Below are 22,189 nucleotides of genomic sequence, written 5' to 3'. Positions count from 1 at the left end.
GATGGTTAAAAAAGGAACCAACACGGATGCTTTTTACGCTAAAGAAGTTTATTGGTGGTCTGATTTTGCCGCTGCCGTTTCTCCTGCTGGTCATGGCGCTCGGTCTGGCGCTGCTCTGGTTCAGTCGTTTTCAGCGAACCGGTAAGATTTGTCTTAGTCTCGGCTGGCTGGCGCTGCTGCTGTTGAGCCTGCAGCCCGTTGCCGATGGCCTGCTGCGGCCGATTGAAAACACCTATCCCACCTGGCGAGGAAGCGAACGCGTTGAGTACGTGGTGGTGCTGGGCGGCGGCTATACCTGGAACGACGACTGGGCCCCAAGTTCAAACCTGATCAGTAACAGCCTGCCGCGCCTTGCGGAAGGGATACGCTTATGGCAGCAAAACCCGGGCGCGAAGATGATCTTCACCGGCGCGGCGGCAAAAACCAATCCGGTAAGCACCGGCGAAGCAGGCGCTCGCGTAGCAGAAAGCCTCGGCGTTCCGCGCAGCGAGATTATCGTTCTTGATACGCCAAAAGACACCGAAGAAGAAGCTGCGGCGGTAAAGCAGGCGATTGGCGAGGCCCCTTTCCTGTTAGTGACTTCTGCATCCCATTTACCGCGCGCGATGATTTTCTTTCAGCATGAGGGGCTGCACCCGCTGCCCGCCCCGGCAAACCAGCTGGCCATTGACTCGCCGCTGAACCCGTGGGAGCGCATCATTCCTTCACCCGTCTGGCTAATGCACAGCGATCGCGTGGGCTACGAAACGCTCGGGCGCATCTGGCAGTGGCTCAAAGGCTCAGGCGAGCCAGGGGAGCAGTGATTTCGCCGCAAGATCGAAGTTCGCCCGGTTAAACCGCCCGGTGTTTACCAACTGCGAGACTTCATCCCACAACAGATACAACCAGCGCCGCCATAGGAAGGCTTCCGCCACCGGCGCGCGCTGGAGGTAGCGCCACAGCAGCCCTTCCGCAAGCCCGCTGTCCGCAAGGCGAAACAGCTCATATTCGCGCGGAGCCCAGAGCATAATGCCCGGCCCGACCATCGCCAGCAGCTGATCGCTGCGTGAGTCCTTCAGCATACTGCGCAGCGTAAAGTTACCGTGGACCAGCACGCAGTTGTCATTGAAGCCGTCAAAAAGCGCAGGCAGACATTCGCGGGTGCGAAACAGAATGCGTTTGTCCTGCATCGTCAGCCCGGTGTTGTTGTAAAGATTCAGCGTTCCCCAGAGCACTTCCACGCGCTGGCGGTACCACAGCGGCCAGAGATTTTCCTGAGTGCTGTCGACGGTGCCGACGCAGCCACCGCTGTCCTGACGGTGCCAGGCCAGCAGGCCTTCTACAATCTGATCTTTGAGCTGTTCCCAGCGGTCGGGCGTTCTGGCCGGGGCCTCAACGGGAACCCCTCGCAGGCGTTCGAGCAACAGGACATCCGGCCCGGGATGTTCCTCGTGAGTCATCACGCCGTAGACCACCGGCATCCTCACGGTTCCGCTTCGGGCGAGGGTCGATATTTTCCAGGCCAGCTGTCTGGCAAGACCGGGGGTGACAAAACTTCGGGCCATCAACGGCATCGGATGACCCTGAGCATCGTAGAGCGACCACAATGATGAATCCGTTTTCTCACTCACGCACTCCACCCGACTCAGCTTTTCACCCAGCAGATGGCTCAGTTCGGCACGCAGTTGTTCCATATCTGGTTACCCCTGTGAAGACTACTGTTTTTATAATGAGCGCCGACGCCGGAGATGTCACCGGTTAAGATCAAAAACGGGGCAAAAAGTGAGGGAATACGAGGCGGGAAAGGCTCCCCTCAGCGCAGAGGGGAGTTAAGGCAATTAGCGCAGTTCAGCGCGAACGCGGGCAAGATCTTCAGGCGTATCCACACCGGTGCCCGGCACTTCTTTCGCCACAGCAACGTGAATTTTTTCGCCGTACCACAGCACGCGCAGCTGCTCGAGCATCTCAATATGCTCCAGCGGGCTTGGCGCCCAGGTAACGTAGCGGCGAATAAAGCCCGCACGATAGCCGTATATGCCGATATGTCGTAGCAATGTATTGCCAATCGCGTCACGGCTTTGCGCGAAGCGATCTCTGTCCCACGGAATGGTCGCGCGGGAGAAGTAGAGCGCATAGCCTTGCGCATCCATGACCACTTTCACCGCATTGGGGTTAAAGGCTTCTTCTGCGTCATGAATCGGCACGGCCAGCGTCGCCATGCCGGACTGGCTGGCGGCGAGGTTTTCTGCAACCTGGCGAATAATGACCGGTGGGATCATCGGTTCGTCGCCCTGCACGTTGACGATAAGCGTGTCGTCACTGAATCCGCATTTTTCCACAACTTCCGCCAGACGCTCGGTGCCGGACTGGTGGTCAGCGCGGGTCATGCAGACTTCGCCACCGGCGGCTTCAACCGCGCGGGCGACTTCTTCGTGATCGGTAGCAACAATAATGCGCTCAGCACCTGACTCACGCGCGCGCTCCAGCACGTGCACAATCATCGGTTTGCCGTTGATATCCTGCAGAGGCTTGCCCGGCAAGCGGGTAGAGGCGTAGCGAGCGGGAATGATGACGACGAAACTCATGGGTGGCTCTCTTCTGCGCTCAATGGACGGGCTTCGTTTTCCAGCAGGACGGGAATGCCATCACGCAGCGGGAAGGCCAGGCTGTCGAGTTTGCAGATAAGCTCTTGCTTATCCTGACTGTAATAGAGCTTACCGTTGCAGACCGGGCAAGCGATGATTTCAAGTAAGCGGTGATCCATGGTTCCTCCGAACGGACCGAAAAAGTATCTCGCGCAGCATAGCACAGCGGGGATTTATGCGGCGTCAATTTCCCAGCCAGACGGCTGAGCGCTGAAAAGTTCGCCAGGGCGTTGCCTGATTTCAACCCGAACAGCGCCCTGCCAGCGTGCAAAATCATTTATCGCCTGCGTCAGCCCTTTTTCCAGCGACTGACTGACCCGAACGCCTTGCTCAAGGTAAAGCGCGAAAATCTCCAGCACGCCTGTCCTGCGATGCATTTTGCTGTCCATACGACCAACCAGTTTTCCCTGGTGCAACAACGGCAGGACGAAATAACCAAACTGACGCTTTTCCGCGGGCATGTAGCACTCAAGGCGGTAGGTAAAATCAAACAGCTGCTCGGCGCGTTTGCGATCCCAGACGACAGGATCGAAAGGCGACAACACGGCGCTGTGCGTGGCGGTCAGTTTGCCTGCCTGCGCCAGCTCCAGCAGCGGCAGATAATCGGTATGCAGCCACATCGCGCCAAGGTTTTCGACTTCAACGGGTAAGATGCGGCCTTCCTCCTGCCAGCGCGCCAGCAAAGGCGGCAGCGCGGGCTGGCGTAAACGGTAATAATCCGCCAGCCACTGCCCACGAAATATGCCGAGGCTTCGCGCGCTGTTCTGCAACATTAGCTCTTCGGCGTGCTCCTGCGACAGTAAATCACGCGCATCATTCCAGTGCGGCATCACTCGCGTAGTCAGGTCGTAGATTCGCTGAAAGTTTTGACGACCGATAACCATCACCTTACCTGCCGTAAACAGCCCTTCCAGATGCCGCTTGTGCGGTTTCCACTCCCACCAGCCGCTGGCACCCTTCCGGGGATGTTCGAAATCAGCCGAACGAACAGGCCCGTTGTGCTGAATGTGATCGATAAGGGCCTGAATCTCTGCGGCATGCTCCGTCATCCACTCAGGGCGATATTTCCAGCCCATTTTCTCCGGGGAGAGCATTCGGTGACGGACCAGCGAAAAGTCAGCGCGAGGCAGGAAACAGGCTTCGTGAGCCCAGTATTCCATAAGTTCGCCGCGGGAAAGCGCATCATCAAGCCAGGTTTGAGGGTAGGCTCCAAGGCGGCTGAACAGCACTAAATAAGGGCTGCGGGCGACAACGTTGATGGTGTCGATTTGCAGCAGCGACATGCCCTGGATGGTGGCGAGAACGTCCTCAGGCTGAGGGCGGCGACGTTGTTTTTTGAGCAGACCCTGGGCGGCCAGATGGAGATGGCGCGCGGCGGTAAGTGAAAGCGTTACTTCTGACATTCAATGTCCTCGTCTGCTTTGCCCACCCGCGCGCCCTCGGTTAACGCAGCGTCAGGCTGACCAGTTTCTGGATCAGCCGCGGTGCGCTGTCGTGATCGAAAACGGCATCCACGGGTAAATACCACCAGTTATCCTGCGCAAAGTTACGGCACTTCACCGCATCTTTTTCCGTCATCACCAGCGTTTGTTCATTCGTTGCCAGAGCCTGCACATCTGCGGCAGCCAGCGCCTGATGATCGGCCAGCGCCACGGTCTTTACCGGACGGACGCCGCACTGCTCCAGAGTGGCAAAAAAGCGCGGAGGATGACCGATACCGGCCATAGCAACCACATTTGTCAGCGCCGACACACTACGCTTTTCACCTGTTCTGAGATTCACCGCCAGGCCAGGAGCAAGCTGCATCGGGATTTCGCCCGCACGCGGTACGCCGCCATTAACGATAACGGCATCCACGCTCTTCAGGCGCGAGGCACGTTCGCGCATCGGCCCTGCCGGTAACCACCAGCCGTTGCCAAAGCGGCGAACGCCGTCAATAACGACAATTTCAACGTCACGGGCGAGGCGGTAATGCTGGAGGCCGTCGTCAGTGATAATGATTTGCAGATCGTTTGAGGCGAGCAGTGCCTGAACGGCTTCGCTACGGTTGGGTGAGACGGCAACCGGCGCGCCCGTGCGCTGATAAATCAGCACTGGCTCATCACCTGCTTCCGCGGGCACTGTGTGTGGATTCAGCAACAAAGGATAGTGGGCAGCCTTCCCGCCGTAACCGCGAGAAACCACTCCGACTTTAATGCCCTGCTGCTGAAGTTGCTCCACCAGCCAGATGGCCACCGGCGTTTTGCCATTGCCGCCTGCGGTGAGGTTCCCCACCACCACCACCGGCACCGGCGCACGCCAGGCTTTTTTCAGGCCCAGGCGATAACTCAGGCGAATAGCGCCGCTTACCAGGCCATACAGCCAGGAAAGCGGCAGCAACAGCAGCCAGAGAGGTGATTCTCCGGACCAGATACGTGCGATCATTGCCCAAACTGCATCTTATGCAGTTGCGCGTAAACGCCGCGGTGTTCGATAAGATCCTGATGGCTACCGCGTTCCACGATGCGGCCATCCTCCACCACCACAATTTCATCGGCTTTTTCGATAGTCGACAGACGGTGAGCAATCACCAGCGAGGTGCGGTTTTTCTGCAGCTCATCCAAAGCCGCCTGAATAGCGCGCTCTGATTCCGTATCCAGCGCTGAAGTTGCCTCATCCAGAATCAGGATTGGGCTGTCGCGCAGCAGCGCACGCGCAATAGCAATACGCTGTCGCTGGCCGCCGGAGAGCAGCACGCCGTTTTCACCAATAATCGTATCCAGGCCGTTATCCATCTTGTTGATGAAGTCCATGGCATAGGCCATTTTCGCGGCTTTCTCGATGTCTTCGCGGCTGTAGATGTCGGTACGGGCATACGCAATATTGTTAGCAACCGTATCGTTAAACAGATGAACGTTCTGCGAAACCAGCGCAACCTGATCGCGCAGGGAGGCTAGCGTATATTCGCGAATATCGTGCCCATCAAGAGCAATGCTTCCCTGATCCACATCGTAAAAACGGGTGATCAGGCTTGCCAGGGTTGATTTGCCGGAGCCGGAACGGCCCACCAGCGCGACGGTTTTCCCTTCCGGAATATTCAGATTAATATCACGCAGGGCAGGAACTTCACGACCCGGGTATGTGAAGGTTACATCACGGAATTCGACGCTGCCTTTTGCACGCTCAATCACTCGGGTGCCTTCATCTTTCTCCTGCTCGCTGTCGAGAATCGCGAACAGCGTCTGACAAGCCGCCATACCACGCTGGAACTGGGCGTTGACGTTAGTCAGAGATTTCAGCGGACGCATCAGAGCAATCATTGAGGAGAAGACTACGGTGATCGTACCGGCAGTCAGCGTTTCCATAACGCTCGGGAAGCTTGCGGCATAGAGAACAAAAGCCAGTGCCAGAGAAGCAATCAGCTGAATAATCGGGTCGGAAATTGAAGAGGCTGAAACCATCTTCATACCCTGCAGACGCATCTTGTTGCTGACTTTATCGAAGCGGCTGGTTTCCACTTCCTGGCCACCAAACATCAGCACTTCTTTATGCCCTTTAAGCATTTGTTCCGCGCTGGTGGTGACCTGGCCCATGGTGTTCTGCATATTTTTACTGATATTGCGGAAGCGTTTGGAGACCAGACGAATAGCGAAGGAGACGATAGGTGCCAGTACAATGAGGATCAGCGACAGCTGCCAGCTGTACCAGAACATCATGATAAACAGCCCGATGATGGAGGCACCTTCGCGCACTACGGTTATCAGAGCGCTGGAAGAGGAGGAAGCAACCTGCTCGGAATCATAGGTAATACGCGACAGCAACGTTCCTGTGGACTGTTTGTCGAAAAAGGAGACCGGCATGCCCATCATATGGCCGAACAGACGGCGGCGCATGGTCATCACGACCTTGCCCGAAACCCAGGAAATGCAATAGCTCGAGATATAGCTGGTGACACCACGCAGGATCATTAATCCGATCACCACCAGCGGCATCCATAGCAGCACAGAGCGATCCGTTTTACCAAAACCGTCATCCAGTAACGGTTTAAGGAGCGACAGCATAAAGGTGTCGCTGGCGGCGTTAAGAATTAACGCGACCGCAGACACGATAAGGCCCGCTTTGAAAGGCGCTATCGTTGGCCAGAGTCGGCGGAAAGTCTGCCACGTCGAAAGATCTTTGTCGTTCTGCATTCAAAAAACCAGCTTATGTTGAGATAGCCGCACATTCTACCCGTTATCACGGGCATCGCCAAACCACTGATGATACCAGCGGGGGGATATTTGATCGCGTAAGCTCTGGACTTGCCAACCTTCTGCTGAAAAGTTGACCGTTATTTGCCCCTGACGGGCTGTGTCAAACCACTGATAATGCCTTTGCGTATAACGCGCCTTGACCTTAGCTGACGGAAAATGCCATGCGTTGTATCGTGCCGCAGATGACAGCGCCGCTCGTCCACCCACCGCACGAAGTAACGCAGGTGATGAAGAGGTCCCACTGCCGTGATGTGGCACCTGAACAAGTGTAGACGCAAGATGTTGCCAGTAGTGGCTCAGCATTGATATTTCTGCCGGGATTTCAATATCTCCCGTCATTAACAGGCTGTGTTTGCCGTCATCGACTCTGACCACACATGAACGGTTATTCCCTTCAGCTGACGCGCCAACCAGAGGCCATAATGCCCGAAAAGTCAGACCCTCCCAGCGCCAGGTCTCTCCTCTGAAACAGGGTTGATGACTGGGCCAGTTGAGAGAGCTTCTGACCCATAAGTTCGGCCAGGTTTTGAGTAACGAATCCAGCCCTCCGCGGTGATCCAGATGCTCATGGCTGAGGATCACGCCCTCAGGCTGAAGGTGGTGCCAGCGCAGCCAGGGGATAATCAGCTGCTTTGCGCTGTCTCCTCCTTTCCATGCCAGCCCGGTATCATACAAAATCGCTTTACCATTGCGGGCGATGACCATGGAGAGTCCCTGGCCAACATCGAGCATCGTCACGGACCAGTCCCGCGATAGCGGACGCCATACCGGATAAGCCAGCAGCGCGCAGCTTGCTATGGCCAATCCGGGCCATCTGCTCCAACCGTTCAGCCGCCAGAAAAGAGTCGCCAGCCAGGGTAATATCGCCGCCCCTTGCCAGCGATAATCCGTTTCTTTCCAGCCCTCTGGCAGAGAACGCAAAAACCAGAACAGGCAGGCAAGCAAACGGTCTGCCAGAAACCAGACGCCCTTTTCAATTACCTCGGGGCCGACCAGATGCAATACCATCCCGGCTAATAACAATGGGAGCACCGCCAGAGTGACCAGCGGCACCGCGATAAAGTTGGCCGGTAAAGACGTCCAGGAGATGCCGTTAAAGATAAAGACCTGTAACGGGAGCAGAAGAAACATCAGGCCGAGCTGCAGATGAAGCAGACTCCAGACGGCATTCAGCAGAGCGGAGCTTCCAATGCGGCGACACGGCACCCATTGGTACCAGAAAATCAGCGTCGCGACCGCGAAGGCTGAAAGCCACAAACTTTGCGACAGTATTGCCAGCGGATCGAAGATAAGAATCGCCGCCACGCAGCATAGCCACACCTCCCAAGAAGTCCACTTGTTGCCTCTCATGCGTGAGAAAAGCCAGATACCTGTGGCGATAACCGTGCGTAATGCGGGGGGCTCCAGACCGCTTAACCATGCATAAAAAGCGGCCATACAAAAAGAGGCGCAGAGAGGGACTCGCCAGCCAATCCATCCGCAAGGCATTACGCTTTGTACTCCACGCATTACCAACCAACCCACCATTGCAACCAGCGAAATATGCAGGCCGGAAATCGCCATCAGATGAGAGGTTCCGGTTTGCTGCAGCAGCAGCTTAATCTCTGACGATACAGATGCCCTCTCCCCGACGGCCAGCGCCAGCATCACCTGATGCCAGGGGTAGCGTTCAACGTGCTTCAGAAGTGAAGTAACAAAAAGGGAACGCAGGCTACAGCTTTGCTGTATAACCCGGGCCCCGGTGAAGCGGCCGGTTAAGGAGCGATGCAAAGAAAGTGCATAGCGCTGGCTGTCAAACATACCTTCATTAAGCTGGCCATGAACTGCCCGGGTCCGGACTGTCATCTGCCATACCTGCCCCGCGCAAGCTCCGTTGGGTAAACTCTGCCCGTAAAGCATGATGCCGGGGGCTGGGGATTGCCGCTGCCCATTGATTCGCCGTAGTTTTGCGTAGTACTTCTTTTCGTCGTAAACGGAGATAATCTCCGCCTCCGCCTCGACAACTTTTCCCGAATAGCTATTTGCCGGTAAGACAGCCTTCTGAGCAGCCAGGATCCCCCAGCAGAAGAAAAGCAGCGTCAGGCCGACCATTCTTAACTGACTGGAGGAAAAACAAAGCGGCGTTGCCAGCAGGGTGAAAAAAGCTGTGGTTGTGACCGCCGGGAGTTCCGCCAGCCAGAGCAGCGGGCAGATACCCATGATGGTACAGAGAGCAAATGTCGGTACGCGCATGACGCCTCCTTGTCGCAAACAGTGTTGCGAATTCAGGCATGGCCGTCTTCCGGTAGAAAGGGATTATGCGAGGCGTTTTCCAGTGAGTTTGCGCGCTTGCTGCACGCAGAAATGAAATTGCGAGGTAGCTTCAATACTGAGCAGTGGCTTGTGACAGATAAGCCTGAGGCAGAAACGAAAAAAGCACCCGCAGGTGCTTTTTTCACGTTCAAGTTTCACGGTAACCCGTGGAAACTCAATCGCCGTAAATGTTGGCGCGATCGCGCAATTCTTTACCCGGCTTAAAGTGTGGAACGTATTTACCTTCCAGCTCGACTTTATCGCCTGTTTTTGGGTTGCGCCCAACGCGTGGGGCACGGTAATGCAAAGAGAAACTGCCGAAACCGCGGATTTCAATGCGCTCGCCCTGGGCCAGCGTAGAGGCCATATGTTCCAGCATCTCTTTCACAGCATCTTCAACCGCTTTCGCAGGAATGTGAGATTGCTGGCTTGCAAGTCGTTCGATGAGCTCTGACTTGGTCATGATTCCTCCGGTTTCCTTTCAGGAAAGGTTAGCTGACAGCTTGAACAAGGGCGGCCGTAGCCGCCCTTTGTCATTGATTACAGGACGAATCCTGTAATCTGTCAAGTGACTCGTAAAGAGTTACCTGATTACTCGCCTTTAGCTGCTTTGAATGCTTCAGCCATAGCGTTAGAGAAGTTGCCTTCTTCCTGTTTGTTGTTAACAGAAGCGATTGCATCTTTCTCGTCAGCTTCGTCTTTAGCACGAACAGACAGGCTGATTGCACGGTTCTTACGGTCAACACCGGTGAATTTAGCTTCAACGTCGTCGCCAACGCTCAGAACCAGAGTTGCATCTTCAACGCGGTCACGGGATGCTTCAGAAGCACGCAGGTAACCTTCAACGCCGTCAGCCAGTTCTACGGTTGCGCCTTTCGCGTCAACTGCAGTCACTTTACCGTTAACGATAGCGCCTTTCTTGTTCAGAGCAACCCAGTTGTTGAACGGATCTTCAGCCAGCTGCTTCACGCCCAGGGAGATACGCTCACGCTCTGCGTCAACCTGCAGAACAACGGCAGCGATTTCGTCGCCTTTCTTGAATTCACGAACTGCTTCTTCGCCTGCAACGTTCCAGGAGATGTCAGACAGGTGAACCAGACCGTCGATGCCACCGTCCAGGCCGATGAAGATACCGAAGTCAGTGATTGACTTGATTTTACCTTCAACGCGATCGCCCTTGTTGTGGGTTTCTGCGAACTGCTGCCATGGGTTGTTTTTGCACTGCTTCAGACCCAGGGAGATACGACGACGCTCTTCGTCGATGTCCAGAACCATTACTTCCACTACATCACCAACGTTAACAACTTTGGATGGGTGGATGTTTTTGTTGGTCCAGTCCATTTCGGAAACGTGTACCAGGCCTTCAACGCCTTCTTCGATTTCAACGAAGCAGCCGTAGTCGGTCAGGTTGGTCACGCGGCCAGTCAGGCGAGTGCCTTCTGGGTAACGCTTAGCGATAGCTACCCATGGATCTTCGCCCAGCTGCTTCAGACCCAGAGAAACACGGGTACGCTCGCGGTCGAATTTCAGCACTTTAACAGTGATTTCGTCGCCAACGTTCACGATTTCGCTTGGGTGCTTAACGCGTTTCCAGGCCATGTCAGTGATGTGCAGCAGGCCGTCAACGCCGCCCAGATCAACGAATGCACCGTAGTCAGTGAGGTTCTTAACGATACCTTTAACTTCCATGCCTTCCTGCAGGTTTTCCAGCAGCTGATCGCGCTCTGCGCTGTTTTCGGATTCGATAACGGCACGACGAGAAACAACAACGTTGTTACGCTTCTGGTCCAGCTTGATAACTTTGAACTCAAGCTCTTTGCCTTCCAGGTGCAGCGTATCGCGAACTGGACGCACGTCTACCAGAGAACCTGGCAGGAACGCACGAATACCGTTCAGCTCAACAGTGAAGCCACCTTTAACTTTGCCGTTGATAACACCAACAACAGTTTCAGCGTCTTCGTATGCTTTTTCCAGCGTGATCCAAGCTTCGTGACGCTTAGCTTTCTCACGGGACAGCAGAGTTTCGCCGAAGCCGTCTTCTACTGCGTCCAGCGCAACGTCAACTTCGTCACCAACCTGGATTTCCAGTTCGCCGGCTGCGTTTTTGAACTGCTCTGCAGGGATTGCAGATTCAGATTTCAGGCCCGCATCAACCAGGACAACGTCTTTGTCGATAGAGACAACAACGCCACGAACGATGGAACCCGGACGGGTTTCGATTTCTTTCAGTGATTCTTCAAACAGTTGAGCAAAAGATTCAGTCATGTTTAATCTTCAAAAGTTAGATTAACGTCCATCTGGCTTCATGTCGGATGGGGTTGTTTTACATACCCGCTCACACTCCGTTGCAGCGGGGGTACTACTAATACAGCAAAAATTCGGAGGCTCGCCTGCCTGTCATCAGACAGCGGCCAGTTTTTGGCGCGCATATTGTAGCGCTTTTTCAATCACTTGCTCAATGCTTAATCGCGTTGAATCGAGGACTAAAGCATCAGCAGCGGGAACCAGCGGCGCCACCGCACGGTTGCGGTCACGATCGTCGCGTTCCTTGATCTCTGCCAAAAGGCGATCAAAGTTAACACTAAAGCCCTTTTCCTGCAACTGAAGCATACGGCGCTGCGCACGTTCTTCCGGGGAAGCGTCAAGGAAAATTTTGACTGGCGCATCGGTGAACACCACGGTGCCCATATCGCGACCGTCGGCAATCAGGCCAGGGGCCTCACGAAATCCGCGCTGACGGCGCAGGAGCGCTTCACGCACGCGGGGAAAAGCGGCAACCTGAGAAGCTGCGTTCGCCACTTCCTGAGTGCGGATTTCACCGCTGACGTCTTCGCCTTCAAGGATCACTTCGAGATTGCCATCGGTGGACACAAAACGCACATCAAGGTGCGCCGCCAGCGGTACCAGCGCCTCTTCTGAGGTCACATCAACGTGATGATGTAATGCCGCCAGGGCCAGCACGCGGTAGATAGCGCCTGAATCCAGCAGATGCCACTGCAACGCTTCCGCCATTGCCTTGCACAGGGTGCCTTTGCCTGCACCGCTTGGCCCATCAATGGTGATTACCGGGGCAATTGCCGTCATCTTTCTCTCCTTCATTCAAGGCGTCAGTTACATAAACGCCGCGCATTATACGCGCCATTACAGGTAACCGGTAATACTGGTTGCAAATAACAGACAGTTTGAAGGTGAGTGTAGAAGAAATGAGCGAAGGGAATGTCAGGAATCGTCATTCTGCGCTGCGCCCGCAGGCGCAGCACAGTGAGAATCAGGCAAGCGTGCTGATGCGTGCGAGCTGTTCGAAGTAATCAGGGAAGGTTTTTGACGTACATTTCGGGTCGAGAATCGTGACCGGCGTGTCCGACAGCGCCACCAGCGAGAAACACATCGCCATACGGTGATCGTCATAGGTGCCAATTTCTGCGAAGGTCAGCTGTGCAGGCGGCGTCACGCGAATGTAGTCTTCGCCCTCTTCCACTTCGGCGCCAACTTTGCGCAGTTCGGTCGCCATCGCAAACAGACGATCCGTTTCTTTCACGCGCCAGTTATAGATGTTGCGAAGCGTGGTCGTGCCTTTGGCGAACAGCGCAGCCGTTGCGATGGTCATCGCTGCGTCAGGGATATGGTTCATGTCCATATCGATGGCGTTCAGTTCCCCGCGGGTGCAGGCAATAAAATCGTCGCCCCAGGTGATGGTTGCGCCCATTTTTTCCAGCACATCGGCAAAACGGATGTCGCCCTGCACGCTGTTGCGGCCGATACCGGTGACTTTCACCGTGCCGCCTTTAATGGCACCTGCCGCGAGGAAGTAAGAAGCGGAGGAAGCATCGCCCTCGACCAGGTACGCGCCAGGAGACTGATAAACCTGACCGCCTTTGACCACAAAGCGCTGATATTGCTGATTTTCAACCTCCACCCCAAAGGTCTTCATCAGATTCAGGGTGATATCAATGTACGGCTTTGACACCAGTTCGCCTTTGATGGTGATAACGGTGTCCTGCGGCGCAACAGGTGCCGTCATCAGCAGCGCCGTCAGGAACTGGCTGGATACGCTGCCGTCAACCGCGACTTCGCCACCGGTGAAGCCCCCCTTCAGGCGCAGCGGCGGATAGTTTTCCTGTTCAAGGTATTCAATTTGTGCGCCGCCCTGACGCAGCGCGTCCACCAGGTGCCCAATTGGGCGCTCCTTCATGCGCGGCTCGCCGGTCAGCACGATATCGTTGCTGCCGAGGCACAGCGCTGCCGCCAGTGGGCGCATCGCCGTTCCGGCGTTGCCAAGGAACAATTCCAGAGCCGAAGCAGACTGCAGCGGGCCAGCGTTGCCCGTTACTTCGCAGCGGGTGCGGTCGTCAGAGAGCCTGTACTGAACGCCTAACGCAGTCAGCGCATTGAGCATATGGCGCACGTCATCGCTGTCCAGCAGGTTGGTCAGCACGGTGGTGCCACGGGCTAATGCCGCCAGCAGCAGGGCGCGGTTAGAGACACTCTTAGAACCAGGTAAATTGATGGTGCCATCTACGCGCGCGATGGGTTGTAACGTCAGGGATTCCATGTAACTCAACTCTCAAAAGCAGAAAATAAAAAACCCCATGGACGGGCCATGGGGATGAAACAGGGGCATTAACCGTGGCGGCGTTCGAACGCTTTCATAAAGTCGGTTAGAGCTTCAACACCTGCCAGCGGCATGGCGTTGTAAATGGATGCGCGCATCCCGCCGACTACGCGATGGCCTTTCAGCGCATGCAGACCGGCCGCGAAGGACTCTTCGAGGAAGAGCTTATCCAGCGCGCTGTCCGCCAGCTGGAACGGCACGTTCATGCGTGAACGGTTAGCTTTCGCCACGTCGTTACGGTAGAAGTCGCTGTTGTCGATAACGCCATACAGCAGATCGGCTTTTTGCTGGTTGATGCGATCCATTGCCGCAACGCCGCCCTGCTCTTTCAGCCACTTGAAGACCAGGCCTGAAAGGTACCAGGCAAACGTCGGTGGCGTGTTGAACATGGAGTCGTTGTCGTTCAGCACGGTGTAGTCGAGAATCGACGGGCAGGATTGATGTGCTTTACCCAGCAGGTCTTCACGCACAATGACGATAGTCAGGCCCGCAGGGCCGATGTTTTTCTGTGCGCCGGCATAAATCACGCCGTAGCGGCTGACGTCAATAGGGCCTGAGAGGATCGTGGACGAGAAGTCCGCGGCGACGATAACGTCTTTGCCAAAGTCCGGCGTTTCATCAATGGCAATGCCGTCGATGGTTTCGTTCGGGCAGTAATGCAGATAGGCAGCGTTATCGGAGAGCTGCCAGTCGCGCATCGGCTTGACGGCACGCAGCCCATCTACGGTAATTTTTGCGTCGATAACGTTAGGAGCGCAGTACTTTTTCGCTTCCTTCACGGCGCTTGCAGCCCAGTATCCTGCATCCACGTAATCTGCGGCAGTTTTATCACCCAGCAGGTTCAGCGGAACGCCAGCGAACTGGCCGCGGCCGCCGCCGTGGCAAAACAGCACTTTATAGTTGGAAGGGATATTGAGCAGGTCACGTAAATCTTTTTCCGCTTCTTCAGCCACCTGGATGAACTCTTTTCCGCGATGGCTGATTTCCATCACCGAAGTGCCCAGCCCCTGCCAGTTACACAGCTCCTGTTGCGCCAGTTTAAGAACATCCGCCGGAAGCATTGCCGGACCAGAACTAAAATTGAAGACCTGAGTCATTTCCCCTCACCACGCTGTACAAGTATCGGCCCGCAGGCATAAGTGTTTCCTGTGGCTATCGGTTTTACCATTCAGTGACACAGCCCGCAATGGCAAATCAGTGCGCGTTAAAAAATGCGGGAAGCATCACACAACAGAATCTGCCGACTTGACGTCACAATGCCGACATAATTGCTGTCAGGTCACCCGTTTTGCCCGACTGGCCTTCGCCCATTGCGGATTTGCACAGCGGGCGCACAATTGTCGGTCACCTGCCTGTAAATGAAAAATCGCGCTGCATTTTGTACAGGCGTAGAGGTTTTCTTCCGGCAGCACGGTAAAGCGTTTGACGCACTTGCCCGGTAAAATCGGCAAACCAGGCTTCACTTCTTCATCGGGAAAGTAATAGACGCTGATCTGGCCATTGGTTTCCATGATTGCCCGCTTGACCTGCCCGAGATGCTCAATGCCGCTCAGGCGCAGCTCCATAAAGAATTCAAACTCCGTCAGATTTTCGGCGCGCAGTTTTTCCCAGGCCAGTTCGCCGTCAGTGACGACAATCACCGGTTTGCCCTCCAGCAAATCTCCCAGTTTTTCGCTGTGCGACATCAGCCACATCACCAGCCGGTACAGCACGCCAAGCGTGATAAACACCACCAGCACGGGCAACATCGGCACATCGTCGTAAAACGCAACGTCGCCCGCCGCTGAGCCCAAAGTCAGGATAATAAGCACTTCAAACAACGACATCTGCCGCACACCGCGTCGCCCGGTTATCTTTAAAAACAGGAACACCAGCACAAAGGTGTAGAGGCTGCGCAGCGCCACTTCCCCAAGAAAATCTACCGGGACCTTGTCGAAGGCCATACGATGTAGATCGAATGCTTGCATTTTTTCAGCCTGAACAGGAGGTTAATGTCTCTAAGCGTAGCTGAGGCTTTTATTTTCGCCGCCGACGCCGGGACGATAGCGCCTGACACGCAAAACCCGTATCATTGCGCGCTTTCCGTACGACAAAAGTGACCGCCATGACTCAAACCTTTATTCCCGGCAAAGACGCCGCACTGGAAGACTCCATCGCCCGCTTCCAGCAAAAACTGACGGATCTCGGATTCAACATTGAAGAAGCCTCCTGGCTGAACCCGGTGCCAAACGTCTGGTCCGTGCACATCCGCGACAAAGAGTGCGCGCTGTGCTTTACCAACGGTAAAGGCGCGACAAAAAAAGCGGCCCTGGCCTCTGCGCTCGGCGAATACTTTGAGCGTCTGTCCACCAACTATTTCTTCGCTGACTTCTGGCTCGGCGAAACCATCGCCAACGGCCCGTTCGTGCATTACCCGAATGAGAAGTGGTTCCCACTGCCAGAAGATGATGATGTGCCAGAAGGCCTGCTGGATGCTCGCCTGCGTGCCTTCTACGATCCTGACGATCAGCTCACCGCCAGCGGCCTGGTCGATCTGCAGTCGGGGAATGACGATCGTGGCGTCTGCGGCTTGCCGTTTACCCGTCAGTCCGATGGGGAAACCGTTTATATTCCGATGAACATCGTCGGTAACCTGTATGTCTCCAACGGTATGTCTGCGGGCAACACGGCAAACGAAGCGCGCGTTCAGGGCCTGTCTGAAGTGTTCGAACGCCACATCAAAAACCGCATCATTGCCGAAAGCATCAGCCTGCCGGAAATTCCTGCCGACGTGCTGGCGCGCTACCCGGGCGTAGTGGAATCCATTGCCAAACTCGAAGCAGAAGGCTTCCCTATCTTCGCTTACGACGGTTCCCTGGGCGGTAAATACCCGGTGATTTGCGTGGTCCTGTTCAACCCGGCCAACGGCACCTGTTTTGCTTCCTTCGGCGCGCACCCTGATTTTGGCGTGGCGCTGGAACGTACCGTGACCGAGCTGCTCCAGGGCCGCGGCCTGAAAGATCTCGACGTGTTCACCCCACCAACCTTCGACGACGAAGAAGTGGCCGAGCACGCCAACCTCGAAACCCACTTCATCGACTCCAGCGGTTTGATCTCCTGGGATATGTTCAAACAGGATGCGGACTACCCGTTTGCAGACTGGAACTTCTCCGGCACCACCGAGGAAGAGTTCGCCACCCTGATGGCTATTTTCCAGGCGGAAGATAAAGAAGTGTATATCGCCGACTACGAGCATCTGAGCGTTTACGCCTGTCGTATTATCGTGCCTGGCATGTCTGATATTTATCCGGCTGAAGATCTGTGGCTGGCAAATAACAATATGGGCAGCCATCTGCGTGAGACTATTTTGTCTCTGCCAAACAGCGAATGGGAAAAAGAGGATTACCTGGCGCTGATTGAGCAAATGGATGACGAAGGTCTGGACGACTTCACCCGCGTGCGTGAGCTGCTGGGTATGGCGACCGGCAAAGACAACGGCTGGTACACGCTGCGCATCGGCGAACTGAAAGCGATGCTGGCGCTGGCGGGCGGCGATATGGAACAGGCCCTGATCTGGACCGAATGGACCATGGAATTCAATGCGTCCATTTTCAGCGCTGAACGCGCCAACTACTACCGCTGCCTGCAAACCCTTCTTCTGCTGTCTCAGGAAGAAGAACGCCAGCCGCTGCAGTATCTGAATGCCTTCGTGCGCATGTACGGTGCAGATGCAGTGGAAGCGGCAAGCGCCGCACTCAGCGGGGAAGCAGCCTTCTACGGCCTGCAGCCTGTTGACAGCGATCTCGTCGCCTTCCCGGCACACCAGTCGCTGTTGAAAGCCTACGAAAAGCTGCAGCGCGCAAAAGCTAACTTCTGGGCAGACCAGCAGTAAAACCTTAAATAAGGTATGGCGAAATTATTCGCCTGCGCTATATTACGGGGCCACAAAGTGGGCCCCGTTTTTATTTTCTTCGGCCCGATCGCTAATTTGTAATAATTAAGTTAACCATGCGTAAATACTATTATTGGTAGTTGACGACGGATGTTAATTTTAATGCATATTACTCCATTTTAATTAACTGCGTTAATGGGGGTGCGGCAAGAAAATTCAACTCTATTTGCAAATTTTAAAATTTATTTTTATTTTGATAATCAAAAAGTTACGCCGCTTTCGCTGAAAAACCACGCGCTTTGCGGGCCTATAAGCCAGGCGAGATATGATCTATATCAATTTCTCTTCTATAATGCTTTGTTAGTATCTCGTCGCCGACTTAATAAAGAGAGAGTTAGTGTGAAAGCTGACAACCCTTTTGATCTTTTACTCCCAGCTGAGATGGCCAAAGTGGCCGAGGAAGCGGGTGTCTATAAAGCAACGAAACAACCGCTCAAAACCTTTTTCCTGGCGATTACTGCGGGTGTCTTCATCTCTATTGCCTTCGTCTTCTATATCACCGCCACAACAGGCACAGCAGGTATGCCGTTTGGCGTTGCCAAGCTGATTGGTGGTATCTGCTTCTCACTGGGTCTTATCCTGTGCGTGATCTGCGGGGCCGATCTCTTCACCTCTACGGTGCTGATCGTTGTCGCGAAAGCGAGCGGTAAAATCACCTGGGGGCAGCTGGCGAAGAACTGGTTCAACGTCTATGTTGGTAACCTGATTGGTTGTCTGCTCTTTGTTTTGCTGATGTGGCTCTCTGGCGAATATATGACCGCCAACGGTGGATGGGGCCTGAACGTCCTGCAAACTGCCGACCACAAAATGCATCATACTTTTATTGAGGCCGTCTGCCTCGGTATTCTGGCAAACCTGATGGTGTGTCTGGCCGTATGGATGAGCTACTCCGGCCGCAGCCTGATGGACAAAGCGATGATCATGGTGCTGCCGGTTGCGATGTTCGTCGCCAGCGGCTTTGAGCACAGCATCGCAAACATGTTTATGATCCCGATGGGGATCGTCGTTAAGAACTTCGCCAGCCCGGAATTCTGGACCGCTGTCGGTTCCACTCCGGACCATTTCTCACACTTGACTGTCATGAACTTCATCACTGATAACCTGATTCCGGTGACAATCGGCAACATTATCGGCGGTGGTCTGTTAGTCGGGTTGACGTACTGGGTCATTTACCTGCGTGGCAACGACCAGCACTAACGGTTGTTTCAGGCAGTAAATAAAAAATCCACATAAGAAGGTAGGTGTTACATGTCCGAACTTAATGAAAAGTTAGCCACAGCCTGGGAAGGTTTTGCCAAAGGTGACTGGCAGAAAGAAGTCAACGTCCGTGACTTCATCCAGAAAAACTACACCCCGTACGAAGGTGATGAATCCTTCCTGGCAGGCGCTACTGACGCGACCACCGCCCTGTGGGATAACGTCATGGAAGGCATCAAACTGGAAAACAGCACCCATGCTCCAGTTGATTTCGACACCTCCGTTGCTTCCACCATCACTTCTCACGACGCGGGCTACATCAACAAAGCGCTCGAGAAAATCGTTGGTCTGCAGACTGAAGCGCCTCTGAAACGTGCGATCATCCCGTTCGGCGGCATCAAAATGGTCGAAGGTTCCTGCAAAGCGTACAACCGCGAACTGGATCCTGCGCTGAAAAAAATCTTCACCGACTATCGTAAAACCCACAACCAGGGCGTTTTCGATGTCTACACCAAAGACATTCTGAACTGCCGTAAGTCTGGCGTTCTGACCGGTCTGCCAGATGCGTATGGCCGTGGCCGTATCATCGGTGACTACCGTCGCGTTGCGCTGTACGGTATCGACTACCTGCTGAAAGACAAATACGCACAGTTCCTGTCCCTGCAGTCTGACATGGAAAACGGCGTAAACCTGGAAGCGACTATCCGTCTGCGTGAAGAGATCTCCGAGCAGCACCGTGCACTGGGTCAGATCAAAGAAATGGCAGCAAAATACGGCTGCGATATCTCTGGTCCTGCTACCAACGCACAGGAAGCTATCCAGTGGACTTACTTCGGCTACCTGGCCGCGGTTAAATCTCAGAACGGCGCTGCAATGTCCTTCGGTCGCGTATCCACCTTCCTGGATGCTTACATCGAACGTGACCTGAAAGCAGGCAAAATCACCGAGCAAGACGCTCAGGAAATGATTGACCACCTGGTCATGAAACTGCGTATGGTTCGCTTCCTGCGTACCCCAGAATACGATGAGCTGTTCTCCGGTGACCCAATCTGGGCAACTGAATCTATCGGTGGTATGGGCGTTGATGGCCGTACTCTGGTATCAAAAAGCAGCTTCCGCTTCCTGAACACCCTGTACACCATGGGTCCTTCTCCGGAGCCGAACATCACCGTTCTGTGGTCTGAAAAACTGCCTCTGAACTTCAAGAAATTCGCCGCGAAAGTGTCCATCGATACCTCTTCTCTGCAGTATGAGAACGATGACCTGATGCGTCCGGACTTCAACAACGACGACTACGCTATCGCATGCTGCGTAAGCCCAATGGTTGTTGGTAAGCAAATGCAGTTCTTCGGTGCTCGCGCTAACCTCGCGAAAACCATGCTGTATGCAATCAACGGCGGCGTTGATGAAAAACTGAAAATCCAGGTTGGTCCTAAAACTGAAGCCATGAAAGGCGACGTTCTGAACTTCGACGAAGTGATGGACCGCATGGATCACTTCATGGACTGGCTGGCTAAACAGTACGTCACCGCGCTGAACGTGATTCACTACATGCACGACAAGTACAGCTACGAAGCCTCTCTGATGGCGCTGCACGACCGTGACGTTATCCGCACCATGGCTTGCGGTATCGCAGGTCTGTCCGTTGCGGCTGACTCCCTGTCTGCAATCAAATATGCGAAAGTTAAACCAATTCGTGACGAAGACGGTCTGGCTATCGACTTCGCTATCGAAGGCGAATACCCGCAGTTTGGTAACAACGACTCCCGCGTTGATGACATGGCGGTTGACCTGGTAGAACGTTTCATGAAGAAAATTCAGAAACTGACTACCTACCGTAACGCTATCCCGACTCAGTCTGTTCTGACCATCACCTCTAACGTGGTTTATGGTAAGAAAACCGGTAACACCCCAGACGGTCGTCGTGCTGGCGCGCCATTCGGCCCAGGTGCTAACCCAATGCACGGTCGTGACCAGAAAGGTGCTGTTGCCTCTCTGACCTCCGTGGCTAAACTGCCGTTTGCTTACGCGAAAGATGGTATTTCTTACACCTTCTCTATCGTGCCAAACGCGCTGGGTAAAGACGACGAAGTGCGTAAAACCAACCTGGCAGGCCTGATGGATGGTTACTTCCATCACGAAGCGTCCATCGAAGGTGGTCAGCACCTGAACGTGAACGTCATGAACCGTGAAATGCTGCTCGATGCGATGGAACACCCTGAGAAATATCCTCAGCTGACCATCCGTGTTTCTGGTTATGCGGTACGTTTCAACTCCCTGACCAAAGAACAGCAGCAGGACGTTATTACCCGTACCTTCACTCAGACCATGTAATTGGGTTTTGACTGAAATTACGCAGTAATCGGCGTACAATAAAGGCTCCACACCCGTGGGGCCTTTTTAACAATTACTCTCCTGCTCCTGCTCCAGCCTGCTTTGCCAGCCATCTATACTTTGAAAAGGTATGGGTCTCTGCCAAAACAGACTTAACACAGCCGGTTTTGAGCTGTGCATACACTGGCCCCGGATGGGCCGTATCTGGAGAAAACACCGCAATGTCAGCAATTGGTCGCATTCACTCCTTCGAATCCTGTGGCACCGTCGATGGCCCGGGGATCCGCTTTATCACTTTCTTCCAGGGCTGCCTGATGCGCTGCCTGTACTGCCACAACCGCGACACCTGGGACACCCACGGCGGCAAAGAAATCACCGTTGAAGAACTTATGAAGGAAGTGGTGACCTATCGCCACTTTATGAATGCGTCCGGCGGCGGCGTCACGGCTTCCGGCGGCGAAGCCATCTTGCAGGCTGAATTTGTGCGTGACTGGTTCCGCGCCTGCCGCAAAGAAGGCATCCACACCTGCCTCGACACCAACGGCTTTGTCCGTCGCTACGACCCGGTAATTGATGAACTACTGGAGGTGACCGACCTGGTGATGCTCGATCTCAAGCAGATGAACGACGATATTCACCAGAACCTGGTGGGCGTCTCCAACCATCGCACCCTGGAGTTTTGCCGCTATCTGGCGAACAAGAATATTAACGTCTGGATCCGCTATGTCGTTGTGCCTGGCTGGTCCGACGATGACGATTCTGCCCACCGTCTCGGCGAATTTACCCGCGATATGGGCAACGTCGAAAAAATTGAGCTGCTGCCCTACCATGAACTCGGCAAACACAAATGGGTGGCGATGGGCGAAGAGTACAAGCTGGACGGCGTGCATCCGCCGAAGAAAGAGACGATGGACCGCGTCAAGGGCATCCTTGAGCAATACGGTCACAAAGTGATGTACTGATTCAC

18 protein-coding genes are annotated in these 22,189 nt (G+C 54.6%); 5 read left to right on the top strand and 13 right to left on the bottom strand.

What is annotated here, in order from left to right; genetic code table 11:
* Window positions 1-26 precede the first annotated feature (26 nt).
* Window positions 27-803, top strand: a complete 777-nt coding sequence (gene elyC, locus CRO87_RS14075) for an envelope biogenesis factor ElyC (RefSeq protein WP_097163571.1) — start codon at window positions 27-29, stop codon at window positions 801-803.
* Here elyC and CRO87_RS14070 read toward each other — a convergent pair.
* From CRO87_RS14070 to CRO87_RS14010, 13 genes are all read right to left on the bottom strand, one after another.
* A complete protein-coding gene (locus CRO87_RS14070; RefSeq protein WP_097163570.1) occupies window positions 780-1,673 on the bottom strand; it encodes a YcbJ family phosphotransferase in 894 nt (297 codons plus the stop codon). The two genes, elyC and CRO87_RS14070, sit on opposite strands and share 24 nt — an antisense overlap.
* A gap of 144 nt (window positions 1,674-1,817) precedes the next feature.
* The gene (gene kdsB / locus CRO87_RS14065) at window positions 1,818-2,564 is read right to left on the bottom strand and encodes a 3-deoxy-manno-octulosonate cytidylyltransferase (protein ID WP_097163569.1); all 747 of its coding nucleotides are present in this window, start codon (window positions 2,562-2,564) and stop codon (window positions 1,818-1,820) included.
* A complete protein-coding gene (gene ycaR / locus CRO87_RS14060; RefSeq protein WP_097163568.1) occupies window positions 2,561-2,743 on the bottom strand; it encodes a protein YcaR in 183 nt (60 codons plus the stop codon). The genes kdsB and ycaR overlap by 4 nt, the downstream gene beginning before the upstream one ends.
* 54 nt (window positions 2,744-2,797) lie before the next feature.
* Entirely contained in the window at window positions 2,798-4,027 is a 1,230-nt protein-coding gene (locus tag CRO87_RS14055; RefSeq protein WP_097163567.1) for a winged helix-turn-helix domain-containing protein, read from the bottom strand.
* 40 nt (window positions 4,028-4,067) lie between these two features.
* The gene (gene lpxK / locus CRO87_RS14050; RefSeq protein WP_097163566.1) at window positions 4,068-5,048 is read right to left on the bottom strand and encodes a tetraacyldisaccharide 4'-kinase; all 981 of its coding nucleotides are present in this window, start codon (window positions 5,046-5,048) and stop codon (window positions 4,068-4,070) included.
* Complete coding sequence (gene msbA, locus CRO87_RS14045) at window positions 5,045-6,793, bottom strand: lipid A ABC transporter ATP-binding protein/permease MsbA (RefSeq protein WP_097163565.1); 1,749 nt, start codon at window positions 6,791-6,793, stop codon at window positions 5,045-5,047. The genes lpxK and msbA overlap by 4 nt, the downstream gene beginning before the upstream one ends.
* Before the next feature lie 36 nt (window positions 6,794-6,829).
* Window positions 6,830-9,088, bottom strand: coding sequence for a ComEC family protein (locus tag CRO87_RS14040; protein ID WP_097163564.1), 2,259 nt, complete (start codon window positions 9,086-9,088; stop codon window positions 6,830-6,832).
* 235 nt (window positions 9,089-9,323) lie between these two features.
* Window positions 9,324-9,611 carry an integration host factor subunit beta gene (ihfB, locus tag CRO87_RS14035; RefSeq protein WP_097163563.1) on the bottom strand — a complete coding sequence of 96 codons (288 nt, stop codon included), beginning with the start codon at window positions 9,609-9,611 and terminating at the stop codon, window positions 9,324-9,326.
* Window positions 9,612-9,739: 128 nt separating this feature from the next.
* Window positions 9,740-11,413 carry a 30S ribosomal protein S1 gene (gene rpsA, locus CRO87_RS14030; RefSeq protein WP_097163562.1) on the bottom strand — a complete coding sequence of 558 codons (1,674 nt, stop codon included), beginning with the start codon at window positions 11,411-11,413 and terminating at the stop codon, window positions 9,740-9,742.
* A gap of 135 nt (window positions 11,414-11,548) precedes the next feature.
* Window positions 11,549-12,232, bottom strand: coding sequence for a (d)CMP kinase (gene cmk / locus CRO87_RS14025; protein WP_097163561.1), 684 nt, complete (start codon window positions 12,230-12,232; stop codon window positions 11,549-11,551).
* A 184-nt stretch (window positions 12,233-12,416) separates the two neighbouring features.
* Entirely contained in the window at window positions 12,417-13,700 is a 1,284-nt protein-coding gene (gene aroA, locus CRO87_RS14020; protein WP_097163560.1) for a 3-phosphoshikimate 1-carboxyvinyltransferase, read from the bottom strand.
* A gap of 68 nt (window positions 13,701-13,768) precedes the next feature.
* Window positions 13,769-14,857, bottom strand: a complete 1,089-nt coding sequence (gene serC, locus CRO87_RS14015) for a 3-phosphoserine/phosphohydroxythreonine transaminase (RefSeq protein ID WP_097163559.1) — start codon at window positions 14,855-14,857, stop codon at window positions 13,769-13,771.
* A 177-nt stretch (window positions 14,858-15,034) separates the two neighbouring features.
* Complete coding sequence (locus tag CRO87_RS14010; protein WP_097163558.1) at window positions 15,035-15,727, bottom strand: DUF421 domain-containing protein; 693 nt, start codon at window positions 15,725-15,727, stop codon at window positions 15,035-15,037.
* Between the two features lie 137 nt (window positions 15,728-15,864).
* On the opposite strand from CRO87_RS14010, the gene ycaO reads away from it, so the two are divergent.
* The 4 genes from ycaO (at window position 15,865) to pflA (ending at window position 22,184) form a co-directional block, all read left to right on the top strand.
* Window positions 15,865-17,631, top strand: a complete 1,767-nt coding sequence (gene ycaO, locus CRO87_RS14005) for a 30S ribosomal protein S12 methylthiotransferase accessory factor YcaO (protein WP_097163557.1) — start codon at window positions 15,865-15,867, stop codon at window positions 17,629-17,631.
* A gap of 399 nt (window positions 17,632-18,030) precedes the next feature.
* Window positions 18,031-18,888: a formate transporter FocA gene (focA, locus tag CRO87_RS14000; RefSeq protein WP_141398704.1), complete on the top strand. Its 858-nt coding sequence runs from the start codon at window positions 18,031-18,033 to the stop codon at window positions 18,886-18,888.
* Between the two features lie 51 nt (window positions 18,889-18,939).
* On the top strand, window positions 18,940-21,222 hold the full coding sequence (gene pflB / locus CRO87_RS13995; RefSeq protein ID WP_097163555.1) for a formate C-acetyltransferase: 2,283 nt from the start codon (window positions 18,940-18,942) through the stop codon (window positions 21,220-21,222).
* Between the two features lie 221 nt (window positions 21,223-21,443).
* Window positions 21,444-22,184: a pyruvate formate lyase 1-activating protein gene (gene pflA, locus CRO87_RS13990; protein ID WP_097163554.1), complete on the top strand. Its 741-nt coding sequence runs from the start codon at window positions 21,444-21,446 to the stop codon at window positions 22,182-22,184.
* The last annotated feature ends 5 nt before the right edge of the window (window positions 22,185-22,189 follow it).

The sequence above is a fragment of the Enterobacter sp. CC120223-11 genome (genome assembly GCF_900215375.1).
Lineage (GTDB): Bacteria > Pseudomonadota > Gammaproteobacteria > Enterobacterales > Enterobacteriaceae > Scandinavium.
Note: the sequence above shows the minus strand (reverse complement) of the source record. Positions and strands in the feature narration are given on the sequence as shown.